The organism is Clostridium senegalense JC122 (genome assembly GCF_000285575.1).
Lineage (GTDB): Bacteria > Bacillota > Clostridia > Clostridiales > Clostridiaceae > Clostridium_J > Clostridium_J senegalense.
Genome location: NZ_HE611053.1, coordinates 49,293 through 64,833, shown reverse-complemented (window position 1 = coordinate 64,833; position 15,541 = coordinate 49,293). Strand labels below are relative to the sequence as shown.

Annotated in this window: 17 protein-coding genes; 7 read left to right on the top strand and 10 right to left on the bottom strand. The window is 25.5% G+C overall.

Annotated features, from left to right (window positions below; genetic code table 11):
- Nucleotides 1-181: 181 nt before the first annotated feature.
- Both murC and CSGHG_RS14350 read left to right on the top strand, forming a co-directional pair.
- The gene (gene murC, locus CSGHG_RS14355; protein ID WP_010296703.1) at nucleotides 182-1,612 is read left to right on the top strand and encodes a UDP-N-acetylmuramate--L-alanine ligase; all 1,431 of its coding nucleotides are present in this window, start codon (nucleotides 182-184) and stop codon (nucleotides 1,610-1,612) included.
- A 444-nt stretch (nucleotides 1,613-2,056) separates the two neighbouring features.
- Nucleotides 2,057-2,887: a UPF0489 family protein gene (locus CSGHG_RS14350; protein WP_010296701.1), complete on the top strand. Its 831-nt coding sequence runs from the start codon at nucleotides 2,057-2,059 to the stop codon at nucleotides 2,885-2,887.
- Nucleotides 2,888-3,057: 170 nt separating this feature from the next.
- Here CSGHG_RS14350 and CSGHG_RS22800 read toward each other — a convergent pair whose 3' ends face one another.
- The 5 genes from CSGHG_RS22800 to CSGHG_RS14325 form a co-directional block, all read right to left on the bottom strand.
- Entirely contained in the window at nucleotides 3,058-3,900 is an 843-nt protein-coding gene (locus CSGHG_RS22800; protein WP_010296699.1) for a L,D-transpeptidase family protein, read from the bottom strand.
- 265 nt (nucleotides 3,901-4,165) lie between these two features.
- Nucleotides 4,166-4,606: a putative immunity protein gene (locus CSGHG_RS14340; RefSeq protein WP_010296697.1), complete on the bottom strand. Its 441-nt coding sequence runs from the start codon at nucleotides 4,604-4,606 to the stop codon at nucleotides 4,166-4,168.
- Between the two features lie 179 nt (nucleotides 4,607-4,785).
- Nucleotides 4,786-5,196 carry a peptide deformylase gene (locus CSGHG_RS14335; RefSeq protein WP_010296694.1) on the bottom strand — a complete coding sequence of 137 codons (411 nt, stop codon included), beginning with the start codon at nucleotides 5,194-5,196 and terminating at the stop codon, nucleotides 4,786-4,788.
- Between the two features lie 587 nt (nucleotides 5,197-5,783).
- Entirely contained in the window at nucleotides 5,784-6,641 is an 858-nt protein-coding gene (locus CSGHG_RS14330) for an AraC family transcriptional regulator (protein WP_010296692.1), read from the bottom strand.
- Between the two features lie 372 nt (nucleotides 6,642-7,013).
- The gene (locus CSGHG_RS14325; protein WP_010296691.1) at nucleotides 7,014-7,472 is read right to left on the bottom strand and encodes a GNAT family N-acetyltransferase; all 459 of its coding nucleotides are present in this window, start codon (nucleotides 7,470-7,472) and stop codon (nucleotides 7,014-7,016) included.
- Between the two features lie 659 nt (nucleotides 7,473-8,131).
- Between CSGHG_RS14325 and CSGHG_RS23335 the strand changes: the two genes are divergently transcribed.
- Together CSGHG_RS23335 and CSGHG_RS14310 are read left to right on the top strand one after the other, a co-directional pair.
- A complete protein-coding gene (locus CSGHG_RS23335) occupies nucleotides 8,132-8,281 on the top strand; it encodes a hypothetical protein (RefSeq protein ID WP_155844772.1) in 150 nt (49 codons plus the stop codon).
- A gap of 576 nt (nucleotides 8,282-8,857) precedes the next feature.
- Nucleotides 8,858-9,070, top strand: coding sequence for a hypothetical protein (locus CSGHG_RS14310; RefSeq protein WP_010296687.1), 213 nt, complete (start codon nucleotides 8,858-8,860; stop codon nucleotides 9,068-9,070).
- A 287-nt stretch (nucleotides 9,071-9,357) separates the two neighbouring features.
- On the opposite strand, the gene CSGHG_RS14305 is transcribed toward CSGHG_RS14310, so the two are convergent.
- Both CSGHG_RS14305 and CSGHG_RS14295 read right to left on the bottom strand, forming a co-directional pair.
- Nucleotides 9,358-10,290: a DUF2935 domain-containing protein gene (locus CSGHG_RS14305; RefSeq protein ID WP_010296685.1), complete on the bottom strand. Its 933-nt coding sequence runs from the start codon at nucleotides 10,288-10,290 to the stop codon at nucleotides 9,358-9,360.
- A 753-nt stretch (nucleotides 10,291-11,043) separates the two neighbouring features.
- Nucleotides 11,044-11,358: a hypothetical protein gene (locus tag CSGHG_RS14295; protein ID WP_235700156.1), complete on the bottom strand. Its 315-nt coding sequence runs from the start codon at nucleotides 11,356-11,358 to the stop codon at nucleotides 11,044-11,046.
- Between the two features lie 161 nt (nucleotides 11,359-11,519).
- On the opposite strand from CSGHG_RS14295, the gene CSGHG_RS14290 reads away from it, so the two are divergent.
- The 3 genes from CSGHG_RS14290 (at nucleotide 11,520) to CSGHG_RS14275 (ending at nucleotide 13,174) form a co-directional block, all read left to right on the top strand.
- The gene (locus CSGHG_RS14290; protein ID WP_010296679.1) at nucleotides 11,520-11,819 is read left to right on the top strand and encodes a DUF3784 domain-containing protein; all 300 of its coding nucleotides are present in this window, start codon (nucleotides 11,520-11,522) and stop codon (nucleotides 11,817-11,819) included.
- Nucleotides 11,820-11,921: 102 nt separating this feature from the next.
- A complete protein-coding gene (locus CSGHG_RS14285) occupies nucleotides 11,922-12,167 on the top strand; it encodes a hypothetical protein (RefSeq protein WP_010296677.1) in 246 nt (81 codons plus the stop codon).
- A 458-nt stretch (nucleotides 12,168-12,625) separates the two neighbouring features.
- Nucleotides 12,626-13,174: a VanZ family protein gene (locus CSGHG_RS14275; RefSeq protein WP_010296673.1), complete on the top strand. Its 549-nt coding sequence runs from the start codon at nucleotides 12,626-12,628 to the stop codon at nucleotides 13,172-13,174.
- 343 nt (nucleotides 13,175-13,517) lie between these two features.
- Here the strand turns inward: CSGHG_RS14275 and CSGHG_RS14270 are convergent, their stop codons facing one another.
- The 3 genes from CSGHG_RS14270 to CSGHG_RS23755 form a co-directional block, all read right to left on the bottom strand.
- Nucleotides 13,518-13,895: a PH domain-containing protein gene (locus tag CSGHG_RS14270; protein ID WP_010296672.1), complete on the bottom strand. Its 378-nt coding sequence runs from the start codon at nucleotides 13,893-13,895 to the stop codon at nucleotides 13,518-13,520.
- 392 nt (nucleotides 13,896-14,287) lie between these two features.
- Nucleotides 14,288-15,220 (bottom strand): MerR family transcriptional regulator, encoded by a 933-nt coding sequence (locus CSGHG_RS24370; protein ID WP_010296669.1) that lies wholly within the window; start codon nucleotides 15,218-15,220, stop codon nucleotides 14,288-14,290.
- 56 nt (nucleotides 15,221-15,276) lie between these two features.
- Nucleotides 15,277-15,420, bottom strand: a complete 144-nt coding sequence (locus CSGHG_RS23755; protein ID WP_162829347.1) for a hypothetical protein — start codon at nucleotides 15,418-15,420, stop codon at nucleotides 15,277-15,279.
- Between the last annotated feature and the right edge of the window lie 121 nt (nucleotides 15,421-15,541).

The window sequence follows — 15,541 nt, the reverse complement described above, 5'->3', positions numbered from 1 at the left end:
CTCTATCTCACCCATTGTAAGTACCTTATAGCATTTCACTTGTATAATATTGTAAAACACCACTTGAATCATGTTATAATTAATTTAATTTACAGCTACTTTGTTTCAAACAAATTATATGATAAACATTTTCTAAAGCATAATCTCAATCTAAATAATTTGATAATAGGAGTGAATTATATTGGAAAGTAAAATGAAAGTACACTTTATGGGTATATGTGGAAGTGGTGCTGCACCTATAGCAATCATTGCAAAAAATAATGGATTTGATGTTTCAGGGTGTGATTTAAGTACGTCAGGCTATTATAAAGATGCTCTTATAGAAAATAATATAGAAATTTTTACAGGTCATGATTTAAGTCATATAAAAGATATTGATATTTTAGTTATATCACCTGCAATTTTAGATGTTTCCCCTAATCATTCAGAAATATTGGAAGCTAAAAAAAGAGGAATTTTAATGACATGGCAGGAGTTTTCAGCTAAATATATACAAAATGAAAAGTTTGTTATTTCTATTGCAGGTACACATGGTAAATCTACAACTACAGTATTAATGGGACTTGTCTTGGAAAATGGAGGACTAGATCCAACTGTTGAAGCTGGAACAACATTTAAGAATTGGGCCGTCGGATATAGAATCGGAAATTCAAATTATTTTATATGTGAAGCAGATGAATTTAACAATAACTTTTTAAATTACAGCCCTTCAATAGCTATAATAAATAATGTAGAGATGGATCATCCAGAGTTTTTTAAAGATATAACTGAAGTTAAAGATTCTTTTAAAAATTTTATAAAAAAGCTTAATGATCCAAAAATTTTAATTGTTAATGAAGACAGTAATGCTATTGGAGAAATATTATATGATTTAAAAGACTGGTTAAATAAAGAAGGCGTAAAAGTTATTGGATATTATATAGATAATAAAATTAAATTTCCTTTTCACATGGAATATAAAGCTGAATTAAATTCAAATACTCCTGAATATTCATCATTTAAAGTAGTAAATGGTAATAATGAATATACTTTTAAACTTGGATTAATAGGTAAGCATAATGTTCAGAACTCTTTAGGCGTGTTAATCACTGCCCTAGAGTTAGGTGTTAGCATAGACTCAATAAAAAACTCTTTTGAAAATTTTAAAGGAATAGGCAGAAGGCTAGAATTAATAGCAGATATTGATGATATTAAGATTTTTGACGACTTTGCTCATCATCCTACTGCTGTCGCTACTACATTAGATTCAATCAAACTTAGTTATCCAGAAAAAAAGATTTTTGCTATTTTTGAGCCACATCAACTTTCAAGGGTGAAATTATTCTTTAATGAGTTTGCTACAGCATTAAGAAAAGCTGATAGAGTTATTATTACAAAACCTTTTTTAGGACGAGAAGCAAGTAAAAATATAGAGCCAGTTAATTTAGATATGCTATGTAATAAAATAGATGTAAATAAATCAGAATATATAGAAAACTCCAATGAAATATGCAATAAAATCCTTAATGAAGTTAAAAGTGGAGATATAATTATAGTTTTTGGAGCTGGTGAATCTTATAAGTTATCTAGAAAAATTATTGATGTATTAAAAGAAAAGACTATGTTTAAATAAAAAACTATGTTTTATAATGATGATAATAATGTAATATAAATTGAGAGGAATTTTATATATCCTCTCAATTTATATTTTAAAGATATTTTTCAATTAAATTTGCTATAGCTTATTCTCATTATCCTCAATTATATATTATTTATATATTATTATTTTTGTACATTTAAATCTGCAACAAATAAAATAATTTCATTTTTTAAATTGGGATATTCAAAATAGCAAGACATGCTAAGAAGTTCTTTAAATAAGTAATAATATTTTATTGTTTTGTAATACTTCTAATGAATAATATATTAAAATTGAGAGCAAATTAAAAGCAGCTATGATGATAAGAACTTTTTTCACAACCTCCCCATCTTCAAAGGACACTTTTCCTTTTATTAAAGATGTGTTATGTTATATAATGTCGAAACTTGTATGGTGTTTTTAAAGGAGTGATTTTTGTTGAAAACAGATATAGTAACTGAAAAAGTGATAAGAGGAAAGAAAATTTATATTGTAGCAAATCATCATGAAGTTATAATTCCATGGTCAGAATATGCCTCTAATAATGAAACTGCACCAGTATTATTAACTTTTGACCATCATATGGATACCCGTAGTGCATTTTACAGACATTCTTGTAAGGTTGCTGGCTTAGAATGGAGATCCGTAAGAGAGAATTTGATAGCAAATGCACATATAAATGAATCAAGTACAATTGCATCATCATTAGACAAGCTTTGCAATGATGAACATATAGATTTTGCATTACAAACAGGAATGATATCAGATGCAGTAGTATTTAGCCTACTGAGTGCAGGTATTTGCAGAGATTATGCCAATAATAAAATATACTACATAGACCCTTGTTGCACTAGCAAATGTAAAAAAAGTTCACATGATGATAAGTGCCAAATTGATGTATATGACAATGTAATAGAAGATGAGGAACTATTGTTTAAATTAAATCAGATAAATAATTTTATTCCTGTTTTTTTTATCTCAAATGAAATAAATAAGAAATTTATTTTAGATATTGATTTGGATTGTTTTCATACTAAAAAAGCTATCAATGCCGTGGACATGTCTGTTTTTAACTATTTAGTAAACAATGCAGAAATAATTACTATAGCAACTGAAGGAGATTATGTTGAGTTAGAAAAAAAGGATAATGATATAAACGAGTATTATCTTTTAGAAAAGTTATTAGTACATATAGAAAATGCTATAGAAATAGAGGAAGATAAATTTTCTACATACACTAACACAATAGAACTTAATACAGTATCTTAAATAAGTTATTATATTACAATCTATTGTTATTAAAATCACAAGTGAGGTGAAGAAAAATAGATTTTTAAATTGAAAAGTCTATCCTCACTGTGAAAGAGAACTAACATAACCTAATTTATTTTTAGGTATTTAATTTAACTATTCTTAACCTTAATAACCCCTACTCTAGTTTAATTTATAATTATAGTGGTTTTATCTAATACATTATCATAAATCCATTGAGCATTTTCTACAGCTAATCGAATACATCCATGGCTCAACGCCATCCCAAGTCTATCATCAATTATTTTAATTCCTGCTGCATTAAATAAAATTGAATGATAGTAGTAACTGCCTCGAATTCTAGTAGCGTATTTTACTCTATAAGTATCAGAACCGAAGTAAGGCTTTCTACCGCTAACATAAAAAGTACCCTTAATAGTTGGTGTATTAGGGTTACCTATTGTACATGGCCACTTATACAGTAAATTCCATGAACCATCATAATTTTTTTCAAATATATAAGTAAGCTTATTTTCTAAATCTGTTGTAATTAAATTTATAGTGGGGCTTTTAATTTGATTATCATTTACAAACTTTGTCATGTCCGTATAAAAGTACTTAAAATCATATTCTTCAGGTGGATTTCCATCATCAGAAAGGAAATAGCTAAATATATATCCTTCTTGATTATCATACATAGCATGACTCCAATCTCTATTTGTAGATAACACTTGTACTATAGATTTTGGAGGAATTATAGTTACTAAATTTGACTCAGCAGATGGATAAGACCTTAAAGTAACATCTGTCCATGTATATTTTGTTTTGGATAAATAATCACTATATACATACCCTGTTTGTCCATTATATGATACTTCATACCAATCTTCTTCAGCTTCAATAACTTGAACCTTAGATCCTGCCGGTATTATAGTAATTACATTTGAAGACGTAGATTTTTCTTCTCTTAAATTAGTATTAGCCAAGGTATACTTATATGAACTCTGTTGTTGTCTTTCATATCTTTTCATTCTTCACCTCTAAATTTACTTTTTATAATATCCTATGAGACTTTTTCTTTATTTAGCACTGTTATACTCAAGACTAGCTGATACACAATTTTTAATTATTCAATAAATCTTTAGGATTGTAAGAAATCATAATATCAATACTACACTACACTACTCTACCCTTTATATATTTTCTTTTTAAAATAAACTATTGATTAAATTTTTTATGTACCAAACAATATAAAAATGTTTCTTCTATATTCAGATAAAAGAATTACTATTATATTTAGCAATTCCAATTTATTTTCGCTGGATTAGGCTCATCTATTATAGCAACTTTACGTAAAGCATTCTCCATATTCTTGCACTCTCTTGCTGCAATTTCATCATAAACTTCAACATTCTCATTCACACCAATAGATGAGTATGCTATAGCTGCAGCACCATAAAATGCAAGTCCTAAAGAACTTGTTAAAGTATTAATTGTTGCTGTTGTTGCTCCAATTGCCCTAGCGGCAGCTTGTGCAGCTGGATTTCCTTCTGCTTCCCTTGCAGCTATTTGAGCTTCCTTAATAATTTTCTTTGCTTCTATTAATTTCATATTTCCTTCTAACCATTCATTACACCATTTTATAATTGTATTTTTACTTTGTGTTTCTATTAACCTCATAAGAGAAACAATATATGGTGAATCTGCTTTTCCAAGCATTTTTCGTACTTTAGCCATAATAACTCCTTTTTCTTAAATATATTTTTCAAATTAATAATAAGTCAAATATGAGAAGTATATTTTGAGTTAGATAAGGAAACAGGTTCCGCAGATAGTAGCACTATCTAAGGGTTCTGTTTACGCAGTATAATACAAAATAGACGAGCATTCTAACTTATTTATTTTTTTAAGCTGCCCTAAATTATAATACCTTCAAAATGATCCACTTCATGCTGAATAATCTGTGCAGTAAATCCAGTAAATGTTTGTTTATGCTTCTTAAAGTTTCTATCAAAATATTCTACATCAATAGTTTCATATCTCATTGTTTTTCTAAAACCAGTTAATGATAAACAGCTTTCCTCTGCCTCATAACTGTCCTTTTTCTTTAATATAATTGGGTTTACCATAGGAACTATAATATCACCTACACTAAATACTAGTATGCGTTTTTTAACCCCTATCATATTAGCTGCCATGCCAACACAATACTCTAAATTTGCTCTTAATGTATCTACTAAATCATCTATAACTGCTACATCATCTTTAGTTGCAGGTTCTGATTTTTGTTTTAAGAATAATACATCCTTTACAACTGGTCTTATCATAATTAATCCAACCTTTCTAATTTCTTTGTCTAAACAATCTTAGTCATATGAATCTATAATTTATCTTCTGACTTTACACACTACAATTATACTCTAACATAAATAATTTCAAAACTATTTTGCGTAAAATGCACACCTTCTAATGAAAAACTCACTAAAATGTGTGCACAAATACTCATTTTATAACTATCTATTATCGTGCTTTTACTTATTAAATATTTCTACAAAAATACACCTTTAGGCATAATTAAATGATTAAATTTTAAAAGTTTGCGGCTACTTATGATACGCTTTACCGCAACGTAAATGAAAAAATTTAGTTTTCTCAATATACAATATGATTAATAATATTTTAATCTCAACTTTTAATTATATATTTTTATAAAAAATAACAGTTTGTTGAAAAAACTGTTTAAAAACTAGGGTACTGAAAACTTAAACTTTTTCAGTACCCTCATATTTTCATATTTTATTTTTTAGACTAAACTCAATATCATTTAATTAGCTAAATGATATTGGAATATTGCCTCCATCCTCTTTCGTCCTATATAGAAAGAGTTTCCATATCCTAATATCTTAATTACTCCCTATTTTTTCTTTACTGGAATCCAAATTTCGCTATAGTAATTTTTATCTAAAATCCCCTTTTCATACTTACTTGGATCACTATACATTTCTATATTATAACCTGCAGCAATTTCATAATCTCTACAGTTTGGTAGCCACTCTGAAAATATTTTTTTATTAGTTTCTTGAATTGATGCTGGACCTGATCCATAACAAGGAAAAACAGCCCAAGTAAACTTAGGAATTGTTTTAACTATATATCCTTCCATACCGTCTTTCTCTTTGGAATAATCCTCTGCAATAAGGTATTCAAATTCATTACCACCCATTTCTTCATCAATGTTAATACCATACATTCCACATATATCCTTTAACTTTCCTTGTGAAATATGCTCATTCCAGAATGAAGGTACCTCCATAAATGCTGAATCATATTTAAATTTCTTATACGCTCCTACAACCTTAAATGCATCTTTCTCAATTATTTTATAATCCATTATATATCCACCTTCCAATGAAAATTTGATTTTAAGGGCAACAAAGGACTTTATCATTGCACCCTCTTTACGAACCGCAGATGGTGTAACTCCATGAAATCTTGTAAAAGCTTTAGTAAAGCTATCTGGAGAATCATATCCATACTTTATTGCAATATCTATTATTTTTCCATCAGTAGATAAAACCTCACTGCCGGCAAGTGCAAGTCTTCTTCCCTTAATGTACTCACTTAAGGAATATCCACATAACATTCCAAATCCTTTTTGAAAATAAAAAGGAGAAATATTTACCCTATCTGCAATTTCTTTTATGGATAAATCATTGGTAATATTATCTTCAATATAAGAAATAGCTTCTCTAATACTTTCAATCCATTCCATAATTTTTACCCCCATCACAATTCGTTAATCTAATCTTATCATCATCAAAGATTGGTATCCCGACTTTTTAAGCTTTCTTTTGTCCTACCATTATTATAACAAAAAGTGGATAGTCTACTTAGGCTATCTAACCTATTAAAGGTAATGAACTTATATAATTTGCTAACCGTTAAAAATAGAATGGCTTTTCACCTATCCTACTAACTATTCTTTCTTAAATAATTTAAGAAAACATGTTTAAATGAAATACTATATTTTATGATAATATTGATACTATATTATTTTTTGAGAGGCCTTATAAAAGGTCCCCTCAATTTATATTTTAGATATATTATACAAGGAAATCTGTTGTAAATTATGCTTGGCTCGTTATCACCAATTGTCTATTATTGTTTTTGTACATTTAAATCCATTGTTCAAATATAGCTGAATAGCTTTTTTATTTAAATCTGCAACAAATAAAGTGATTTCATCAATTCCTGCTTGTTGTAACCTACTAATAGCAAAAAACAAAAGTTTCTTTCCATATCCTTTATTTTGATATTTGGGGTTTACGAACAAGTGATCTATTATATTTTCATGTATTTCAACAGAACCTATTATCTCTTTTTCTATAAACATAATAAAAACATTAAACTTCTTTTTATTCATTTCATCTTGTGTATAAAATGAATTGGGATTTAAATTAGTAGCTATACTTAATTCCCTAAAACAATCACAACAAATACTTCTATAATCATTATAATATTCATCACTATAATTAACTAGCTCTATGTTTAAATTCACTTTTCCACCGTAATATTTCATTTCATGTACAACAACTTCAGTCATTTTTACATCCCCCTAAAAATGAATAACCTCTATTTTGAAATTATCTCTTTAATTAATTATAACTTATATAATTTACGCTTTTATATACCCTAAACACTTCTGAATTGTTTTTTATATAAAAAATATTAATACATTTCAGTACTATAGGGTTGTAAGTTAATTGAATTAAGAATTATTTTACTGTATTATTATAAATGTACTTTTTTAAGATTTGAAGTATTTTGTAAATGTTTACAATACATATTAAGAATTCTGTAGAGGAGGTGATTTATATCCATAATTATAAGGCTACTATTATAGTATTTGCAGTAAATATATTTCTTATAATAGTAAATTTATTATTGTTTCCTATATTAGTAAAAATCAACAATTTAAATAAAGCAAAAAAAATATTACTACTTTTAAATACACTTTTTTTCATATTAAATGTTATAGTTTTATTTATATTAATTACATTAACACTGTTTGATTATTTCTTAATTTGATAGATTACAATATTAAGTTCATGATTAATCATCTAAATACATAACACTTTAAGTAAATTTTAAAACTATTAATATATATTCTTTCCTAATCGCCTTAATTAATTGCCATAATCTGAATACCTAATATGGAATAATATCATATTATATACTATATATATTTTAGGGGGAATATTCATGAGTTGTCCATGTAATGATTTTAAAAATAGTTGTAACAAGTGTCATCCAGATTATTATAGACCACCTAAATATCCTGATTATTATATAAAACCTAACTGCTGCAACCATTGTAAAAAAGATGAATATGATAACTGTTATTCAAATTAGCCTATACTCATAAGTCTTTAAGGTTAACAAAGCCTTGCTAAAGACTTTATTAAAATGAATAATCACCATTTTGCTAGATTTATAAGACAAGCTATCATAGGTGGAAGTTATCATGTTTATTTAATAATAGACATGACTTATTGTTTATTACTTTAATCGATAATATTTTATTATAAAAATCAAGTACTCATATATAAACTTATTTTAGTTTAATTATATGAGTACTTTTAATATTTTTTATTCGATAATTATATAAATTCACTATATAATTTTAAAGTTTTTATTCACTAGATCTCTTAAATATAATTCAATTTAGTTTCTATACTGTAAACTTTTTATATTGTATATTATATCTACATAATATAAATAACTTCATATGCATATTTTTCATAAAAATAATAATATATTTTATATAATAATTATTATATAAGGAACCTACAAATTTATTCATTTTTCTATCTATAATTTAATTAGTTACCATAATCTGAATATCAATAATTACATATATCCATATTATAATATATAGATATATTTATATATATCCATTATATTTGTTTATATTTAGGAGGTATATTTATGTCATGTAATAATCGTAGAAATAATTGTAATAATCATAGAAACAATTGTAATAATGATAGAGATGATAGAAATATTTGTAGGGATTTCTGTAGAGAAATTTGTAGAAACTCTGGATGTAATAGAGATTTTTGTAGAGCTGTTTGTAGGGCTATTTGCAGAGATAATAGACATGATAGAGACGATAGAGACGATTGTAACAATATATTTTAGTGATAAACACTACAATTTTTCAAACAATAACAAATATAATTTTATATTTTCTACCTTAATTTAAAGTTATATAGTATAGTTATAAGGCTTAATATACAGCACTCACATATAAAACTATTTTAGTTTACTATGTGAGTGTTTTTAATATCATTTATTTAATGTATATTTTTATCTTATAAAACAACTTGTTTAAACCTAAAAATATACTTTTTAGCTATATCTGAATTCTTAATTTTGTTATACTACTTAAACTTATGACCTTTTATTGAAATAATCCTTATCAATACTTATTGTACTTCTACTGTTTTAAATACTTTTAATAATCGTAAATAGTGATTTGCCTCACGTAAAGTGTGGTCACCTAATAATGGTATTATTATAGATTTAATTTTACAATCTAATAATCCCTGTGTACCTTGTTTTTTAAATTCTTTAATTTTTATAGTTGCTTTTAGACTGTCATCTGTAATTTCTGAAATTGGCAGTGTCATATTCATGGCTTTTATTGCCTCTTCAGTAAGTTTATCAAATTCATTTCCAAAGTTATTGGCTGTATCTATAAGCTCATTTTCTGTTGGATCCAAAAGCCCACGAATAAATTTGGAGTGCTCAGCCATAATTCTATTCCAGAAAGCTTCTTGATCATAAGCTTCTTTCTCTAAGTTGATATCTTCATTATCTTGAAGTCTTTCAATTAATCGATAATAAAATGTTGCTTCTCTTAAAATATGATCTATAAGTAAAGGATAATTATTGGTAAACATATTACAATGTGTAACGCCTGATAATATATCTGACTTAAATTGCACCAATTTTAGAACCAATTCCATTGCTCTATTATTAATTATTGATACCCTTTCTTCAAGTAGTGCACTACTTCTCATAGAATCATACCCCATAAGCCCTGACTCTGCTTTTGTCAAATTAATTGGAATTTCTACTCCTGTAAAATATGATGAAGCCATTTCGGCTTTTAAAGTATATGGTGTAAATACTTCACCGGATTCTAATATATTATTACTTACAACACCATTAGAAATAGATATAACATCTGCTAAAAGCTTATCAAATTGCATTCTAAGAGAATCTGCTTTACGTGTGAAACCTAAGTCTTTTTGCGTAAAACCTATTTCTAGGAAAAATGAATGTTCTTTCATAATTCGTGCAAAAAAAAGATGTAACTCTAGGGACTGTCGTATAAATTCATTATTAGATAACATATTCAACCTTCCTTAATATAACAATTATTTCTGATATCATTATATTTATTATATATATTAGTGTTACCATTAACATTTATTAAGTACATATAAAATACATTATATATATATCTTAAGGATGAATATTCATGAGCTGTCCATGTAATAATTCTTAAACTAGTTGTAACAAGTGTCATCCAGATTATTATAAACCATCTAAATATCATGATTATTATATAAAACCTAACTGCTGAAACCATTGTAAAAAAGATGAATATGATAATTGTTATCTTTCTTCGCTAATGATACCACTTCTGTAAAATTAGAATTAGCATCAGCCCATAATTTTTGAATAAAGCCCCTACCATCATTTGTAGAAGCTTTTTTACCTATGACCGAAAATTAATCTTTTATACGCTTTTTTATTTCCATATTTCAATCTCTCATTATATAAAAATCTTTATGTTTGCATTTAGCTATAGGGTTCCAAGTTGACTTTTAAAATTATCCATTCCAAAACTTGGATACCCAAAATAGTGAGACATGCTCTGAATCGCTTAAAATTCAACACTATATTTTGTATAAAAATATTTTGAAGTTATTGAATAAATTTAAATTTGAGCTTGTTTCCCTATATATACCACACAATTTTATAATTAAAAATATATTGATTTTATGTTTCTAAAATCCTTTAATTTTGTGTCAGTATAATTTTTACTTTTAGAATCTTTTTTAAATCGATGTTAATATATGAGCATAATAAAAGTGGACATATTATTCAATTTTATTATACTTGTTTTGCTCATTTTTTATGCACCATATAATATCTGCAATTAACAAACCAAATGATATACCAAAACCTATACCACTTATTGCAAAGAAAATGTTATCGCGCATAATTATTGAAAAAATAATACCTACAAGCAAGCCAATTATCATTCCAATTACAAGATAGTTGGAAAGGTCATTATCTTTATTATTTTTCAAGTCAATACCTCCTATTATATAAATAATCTCCACTGCGAATTCTAATCTGTATGATAAACAATTATAACACAATTGTTTATTAGTTTTATTTTCATTATACACAATATATTCATTATAATTTCAACAAAAATGTAAATTACAGTATATACAAATCTTAATTATTTTAAATTACATGATTTATATTAATTTATTATTTATACATAATTTACAACTTAATGATATAATTGTAATACAAATTAATCATATTGAATTGGAGAATTATTATGATTGTTAAGATATTAGTCATTATCCCATTTATTATTTTGGGTATTATTTTATCCATGGGAAAAGGTATTTTTCTTATTGCAGGCTTTAATACAATGCCTAAAGAACAGCAGCAAAAATATGATGTTATCTCATTATGCAAATTTATGGGTAAACTTATGTTTATGATTTCTTTTTGTATGATTTTTTTGCTTTTAAGTGATACTTTCATAATGAAAGCATTAGGATTTACATTATTATTAGTTTCAATTATATTTTCTGTAATATATTTAAATACTGGAGATAGATTTAAGAAATGATTTGAAACTATAATAATATTTACGATTTGATAACTAATTTGTAAATTATATACCTCAAAACAGAAGAAGAAAAGAACTAAACATATACAAAGGAGAAAAACCATGGAATCACTTGCAATCATTTTATATTTAATTGGGAGTTTTGGAGCTATAATCACATATCTTTTTACTCCTACAATTATTATATATGAAAAAGATAAAAAGAAGAGAAATTTAATACTAGGATTTACTACATTATTAATAATATCACTTATTATAATGCCTAATAAACCTAAGGAACAAGACATAAAGACAAACATTTTTACCACAACAGAGAATAAAAACATTTTAACTTCAAAAGATAAATAATCTAAAAATAGAATGAGTTTGTTTGGGAAAATAAAAAAGGTTTTTTCAGGAAAATACATTGTAAAAACTCATGTTCAGACAGAGATATATCATGTTACTTCTAATAGTGAAAATCTTAAAGCAACTAAAATAAACCTTTGTAATATAAGGTTTATTTTTTATAAAACTAATAAAAATACTTTTAATAATATACTTATATAAGTTATCAGTATATTATTAAAAGTTTAAAATTAATGCTATATTAAAAAACAATGCTGAAAATTGACTTGATATTGATAAAAAATTAGAGGATTTTAGTTTTATAAAAGCAATCTATGTTTAAATTCTGCAAATACTTGTAATTCCCCAATTATATGCTATATTATAAAATTAATGTGCAACTGTAGATAAATGTTAACTACCGATTACTTACAAACTGAACGTCAGAAAATAAGCATATATGAAAAAATGGAGGTATTATGAATAAACGAAAGAAAATTGAAACAGTTTTTTTATATGGAGTTTTCATTTGTTACATACTTTTTTTAATTAAATTATTGTTCTTATCAAGAGTTTCATTTTCAACTCTATTTAATAAACAAAGGACTTTAGATAGATCAATGAATCTCATTCCTTTTTATAGTATCAGGGAATACATATTTAGTAACTCTGTCACTATAAAAAATTTCGCTTTTAGTAATTTGGTTGGTAATATAATTATCTTTATTCCTCTTGGTACATACTTATCATTATTTAAAAACAATAAAAAAGTAATAACCAACATGCTATTTATATTTATAGTGAGTTTATTTATTGAAATCATTCAGGGGCTTTTCGGCATTGGAGCATCAGACATTGATGACATAATTTTAAATTGTTTAGGTGGATTAATTGGTATTTTAGGGTATAAGTTTTTATTGTTTATATTACGAGATGACAAAAAAGTACGTGTTACAATCACAATACTATCTGCAATAGGCTTACCTGTTTTATTATATTTATTATTGATGGTAAAATTGAGATTATAAATATCTTTATTGTATATTTAAAAAGGTTCCTACACGAAAGGACCGTAGAAATTAAGCATAATCTACAGCAAACTTAATGCGCAATATTCTTTAAATGTGAATTAAGGGAACTTTTTAACGAGTTCCCTTAAAACATTGTACATTATCAACATTTTTTTAACTAAGCCAAAACTTAAAACAAGCTAAATGCAATACTTAGCTTGTCAACTTATTAAAAATAAAAATTTGATACATTTTTATGATATTAATTTAAATGTATATTATCTAATGCTTTCTTTTTTAAACTATGTACATAAGAAATAATACAGCCTTTATGTAATTTAAGTAATAATCTTTCTATCTATTATCTTAAAACATATTCTGCTAACACACTTTGAAGCTCATATATATTTAAACTTTTATTAAATTTCTTTTCTATAACTGAGCTCGTTCCAGAAATCCATATTTTAAGTTCTGCGTCTAAATCAAAATGTCCTGCAGTTTCTATGCTAAAATGAGTTATAGATTTATACGGAATAGAATGATATTCTATTTTCTTAGCTGTTAAACCTTGTTTATCTACTAAAATTAATCTTTTATCTGTAAAAATAAACATATCACGAATTAACTTATAAGCTTTTTCTACACTTTCATTTTTTGATAATATGTTGCTGTAATCCTTTTCCACCTCATTTATACTAACTTCTGAAGCGTTACCTATTAATCCATCAAATACTCCCATTTACTGTCCCCCTAAATATTATTTAATTCATATTTTTATAAATTTTCTTTAATACTATTTCATAATACTAAATTTTTTTACAATAAACAACTATTTTTTAACTATTTTAGATTATTGTACTATTTTTTCATTTTATTTTTAAATTTTATTAATATTTTTAATTAAAACTTTATATTTTATATTTCCTATCATCATTAATCTTTTAATTTTAATATTAAAAATTAGTCTTATAATACTAAAAGTTTTATAAGATTACGTACATTAAATATTAAACTATTTTATTATTTCTACTAGCCAAGTAAAATTTATAATATGGTCAGTTTTAATTTTATACCCTAGCATTGTAATATGATTTTTAAATTCATCTAAAATTGTATAGTATTTATTATTAATTACATCCCATAACTGATTTTTATTTTCGCTAAGTAGTTTTTCTCTACATTTATTTTTTCTTTATTGTTTATAAACATAAAATCTATAATAATAATTTTCCCATCATCATTCAGGTATTCTAGCATATTATTAATTGCTTTTTTCTTTTCTTCATGATTCAAACTATGGAAAGCATAAGTAGTTACTACAATATCAAAATAATTTTTTTCAAATGGTTTATCTAAGAAATTACCTAATTTAAAATTCATATTACTATATTTATTTTTAGCCTGTAAAATCATTTCTAAGCTTTGATCTATTCCTAATACTTCTATTGAACCACTTAATTCTCCACATAAATTTCCTGTTCCACACCCAATATCAAGAACCTTTTTTGCACCATATTTGATTATTTCATTTCTTACCTTTATTAAAATATCATCATATTTTTCAAAAAGACCTAATTCATCATTTGATTTATCTCTTACCATTTTATCAAATTTAACTGCTTTATTATCAAATCCCCACATATCAACCCATTGCTTTCTATTTGATTTGTTTTCTTTTAATATTGTGTCTATATCATTTATAAAATAATTATTTTCTATGTCATCTTTTTTACTAACTAAAATTTTATCAATACTTTTAGTTAATGTACTTTTTATATTTTCTAATTCATAAACTTTTCTTTCAATAGCTTTTGATTGAAGGTATAAACTTCTTATAAACTGTGTACTTGAACAGTTATTATTATCTATAAGAACTTTTATATCCCTTAAAGAAAATCCAAGCTCTTTTAATAATTTGACAGTTCTTAATTTTAATAAATCATCTTTACTATAGTTTCTATAATTATTTTTTTCTCTCTTAGGTATAACTATTCCATAATCTTCGTATACCCTTAAACTTTTTGAAGATATATTAATTAAATTACAGACTTCGTTAGTATTCATTAAACCGCCTCCAATAAAAGTATAAAGCCTGCCTATGGGGCAGAGTCAATAACTTTTTAATTTAAGGTTTCTTCAATGCTACTCGAAGTCGGTCCCGAACATCTACACAGCAAAGCTGCTATTTTAGGACTGGCTTTGATTAATTTAGGTTTTATTGATAATCTTTCAATTTCACTAAAAAAATAACTTATGGAAAACATGCTTTGGTACGCCTGTCCTTCTTGTTGCGGCTGTAGACTTTGAATATAGCTTTTGTTTAGTTTTATATCTTAAACTTAAACTTTATTCCCTATAAATTCAAAGAGACTGGTAGTCCAGTTC

What these genes read in the sequence shown, in the direction of transcription:
- CSGHG_RS14310 (WP_010296687.1), top strand. Translation starts at nt 8,858, where the DNA reads ATGTCATGTAATAATCGTAGAAATAATTGTAATAATCATAGAAACAAT.
- CSGHG_RS23755 (WP_162829347.1), bottom strand. Translation starts at nt 15,420, where the DNA reads ATGTTTTCCATAAGTTATTTTTTTAGTGAAATTGAAAGATTATCAATA.
- CSGHG_RS14325 (WP_010296691.1), bottom strand. Translation starts at nt 7,472, where the DNA reads ATGACTGAAGTTGTTGTACATGAAATGAAATATTACGGTGGAAAAGTG.
- CSGHG_RS14305 (WP_010296685.1), bottom strand. Translation starts at nt 10,290, where the DNA reads ATGTTATCTAATAATGAATTTATACGACAGTCCCTAGAGTTACATCTT.
- CSGHG_RS14340 (WP_010296697.1), bottom strand. Translation starts at nt 4,606, where the DNA reads ATGGCTAAAGTACGAAAAATGCTTGGAAAAGCAGATTCACCATATATT.
- CSGHG_RS22800 (WP_010296699.1), bottom strand. Translation starts at nt 3,900, where the DNA reads ATGAAAAGATATGAAAGACAACAACAGAGTTCATATAAGTATACCTTG.
- CSGHG_RS14330 (WP_010296692.1), bottom strand. Translation starts at nt 6,641, where the DNA reads ATGGAATGGATTGAAAGTATTAGAGAAGCTATTTCTTATATTGAAGAT.
- CSGHG_RS14275 (WP_010296673.1), top strand. Translation starts at nt 12,626, where the DNA reads ATGAATAAACGAAAGAAAATTGAAACAGTTTTTTTATATGGAGTTTTC.
- CSGHG_RS24370 (WP_010296669.1), bottom strand. Translation starts at nt 15,220, where the DNA reads ATGAATACTAACGAAGTCTGTAATTTAATTAATATATCTTCAAAAAGT.
- CSGHG_RS14270 (WP_010296672.1), bottom strand. Translation starts at nt 13,895, where the DNA reads ATGGGAGTATTTGATGGATTAATAGGTAACGCTTCAGAAGTTAGTATA.
- CSGHG_RS14285 (WP_010296677.1), top strand. Translation starts at nt 11,922, where the DNA reads ATGGAATCACTTGCAATCATTTTATATTTAATTGGGAGTTTTGGAGCT.
- CSGHG_RS23335 (WP_155844772.1), top strand. Translation starts at nt 8,132, where the DNA reads ATGAGTTGTCCATGTAATGATTTTAAAAATAGTTGTAACAAGTGTCAT.
- CSGHG_RS14335 (WP_010296694.1), bottom strand. Translation starts at nt 5,196, where the DNA reads ATGATAAGACCAGTTGTAAAGGATGTATTATTCTTAAAACAAAAATCA.
- CSGHG_RS14290 (WP_010296679.1), top strand. Translation starts at nt 11,520, where the DNA reads ATGATTGTTAAGATATTAGTCATTATCCCATTTATTATTTTGGGTATT.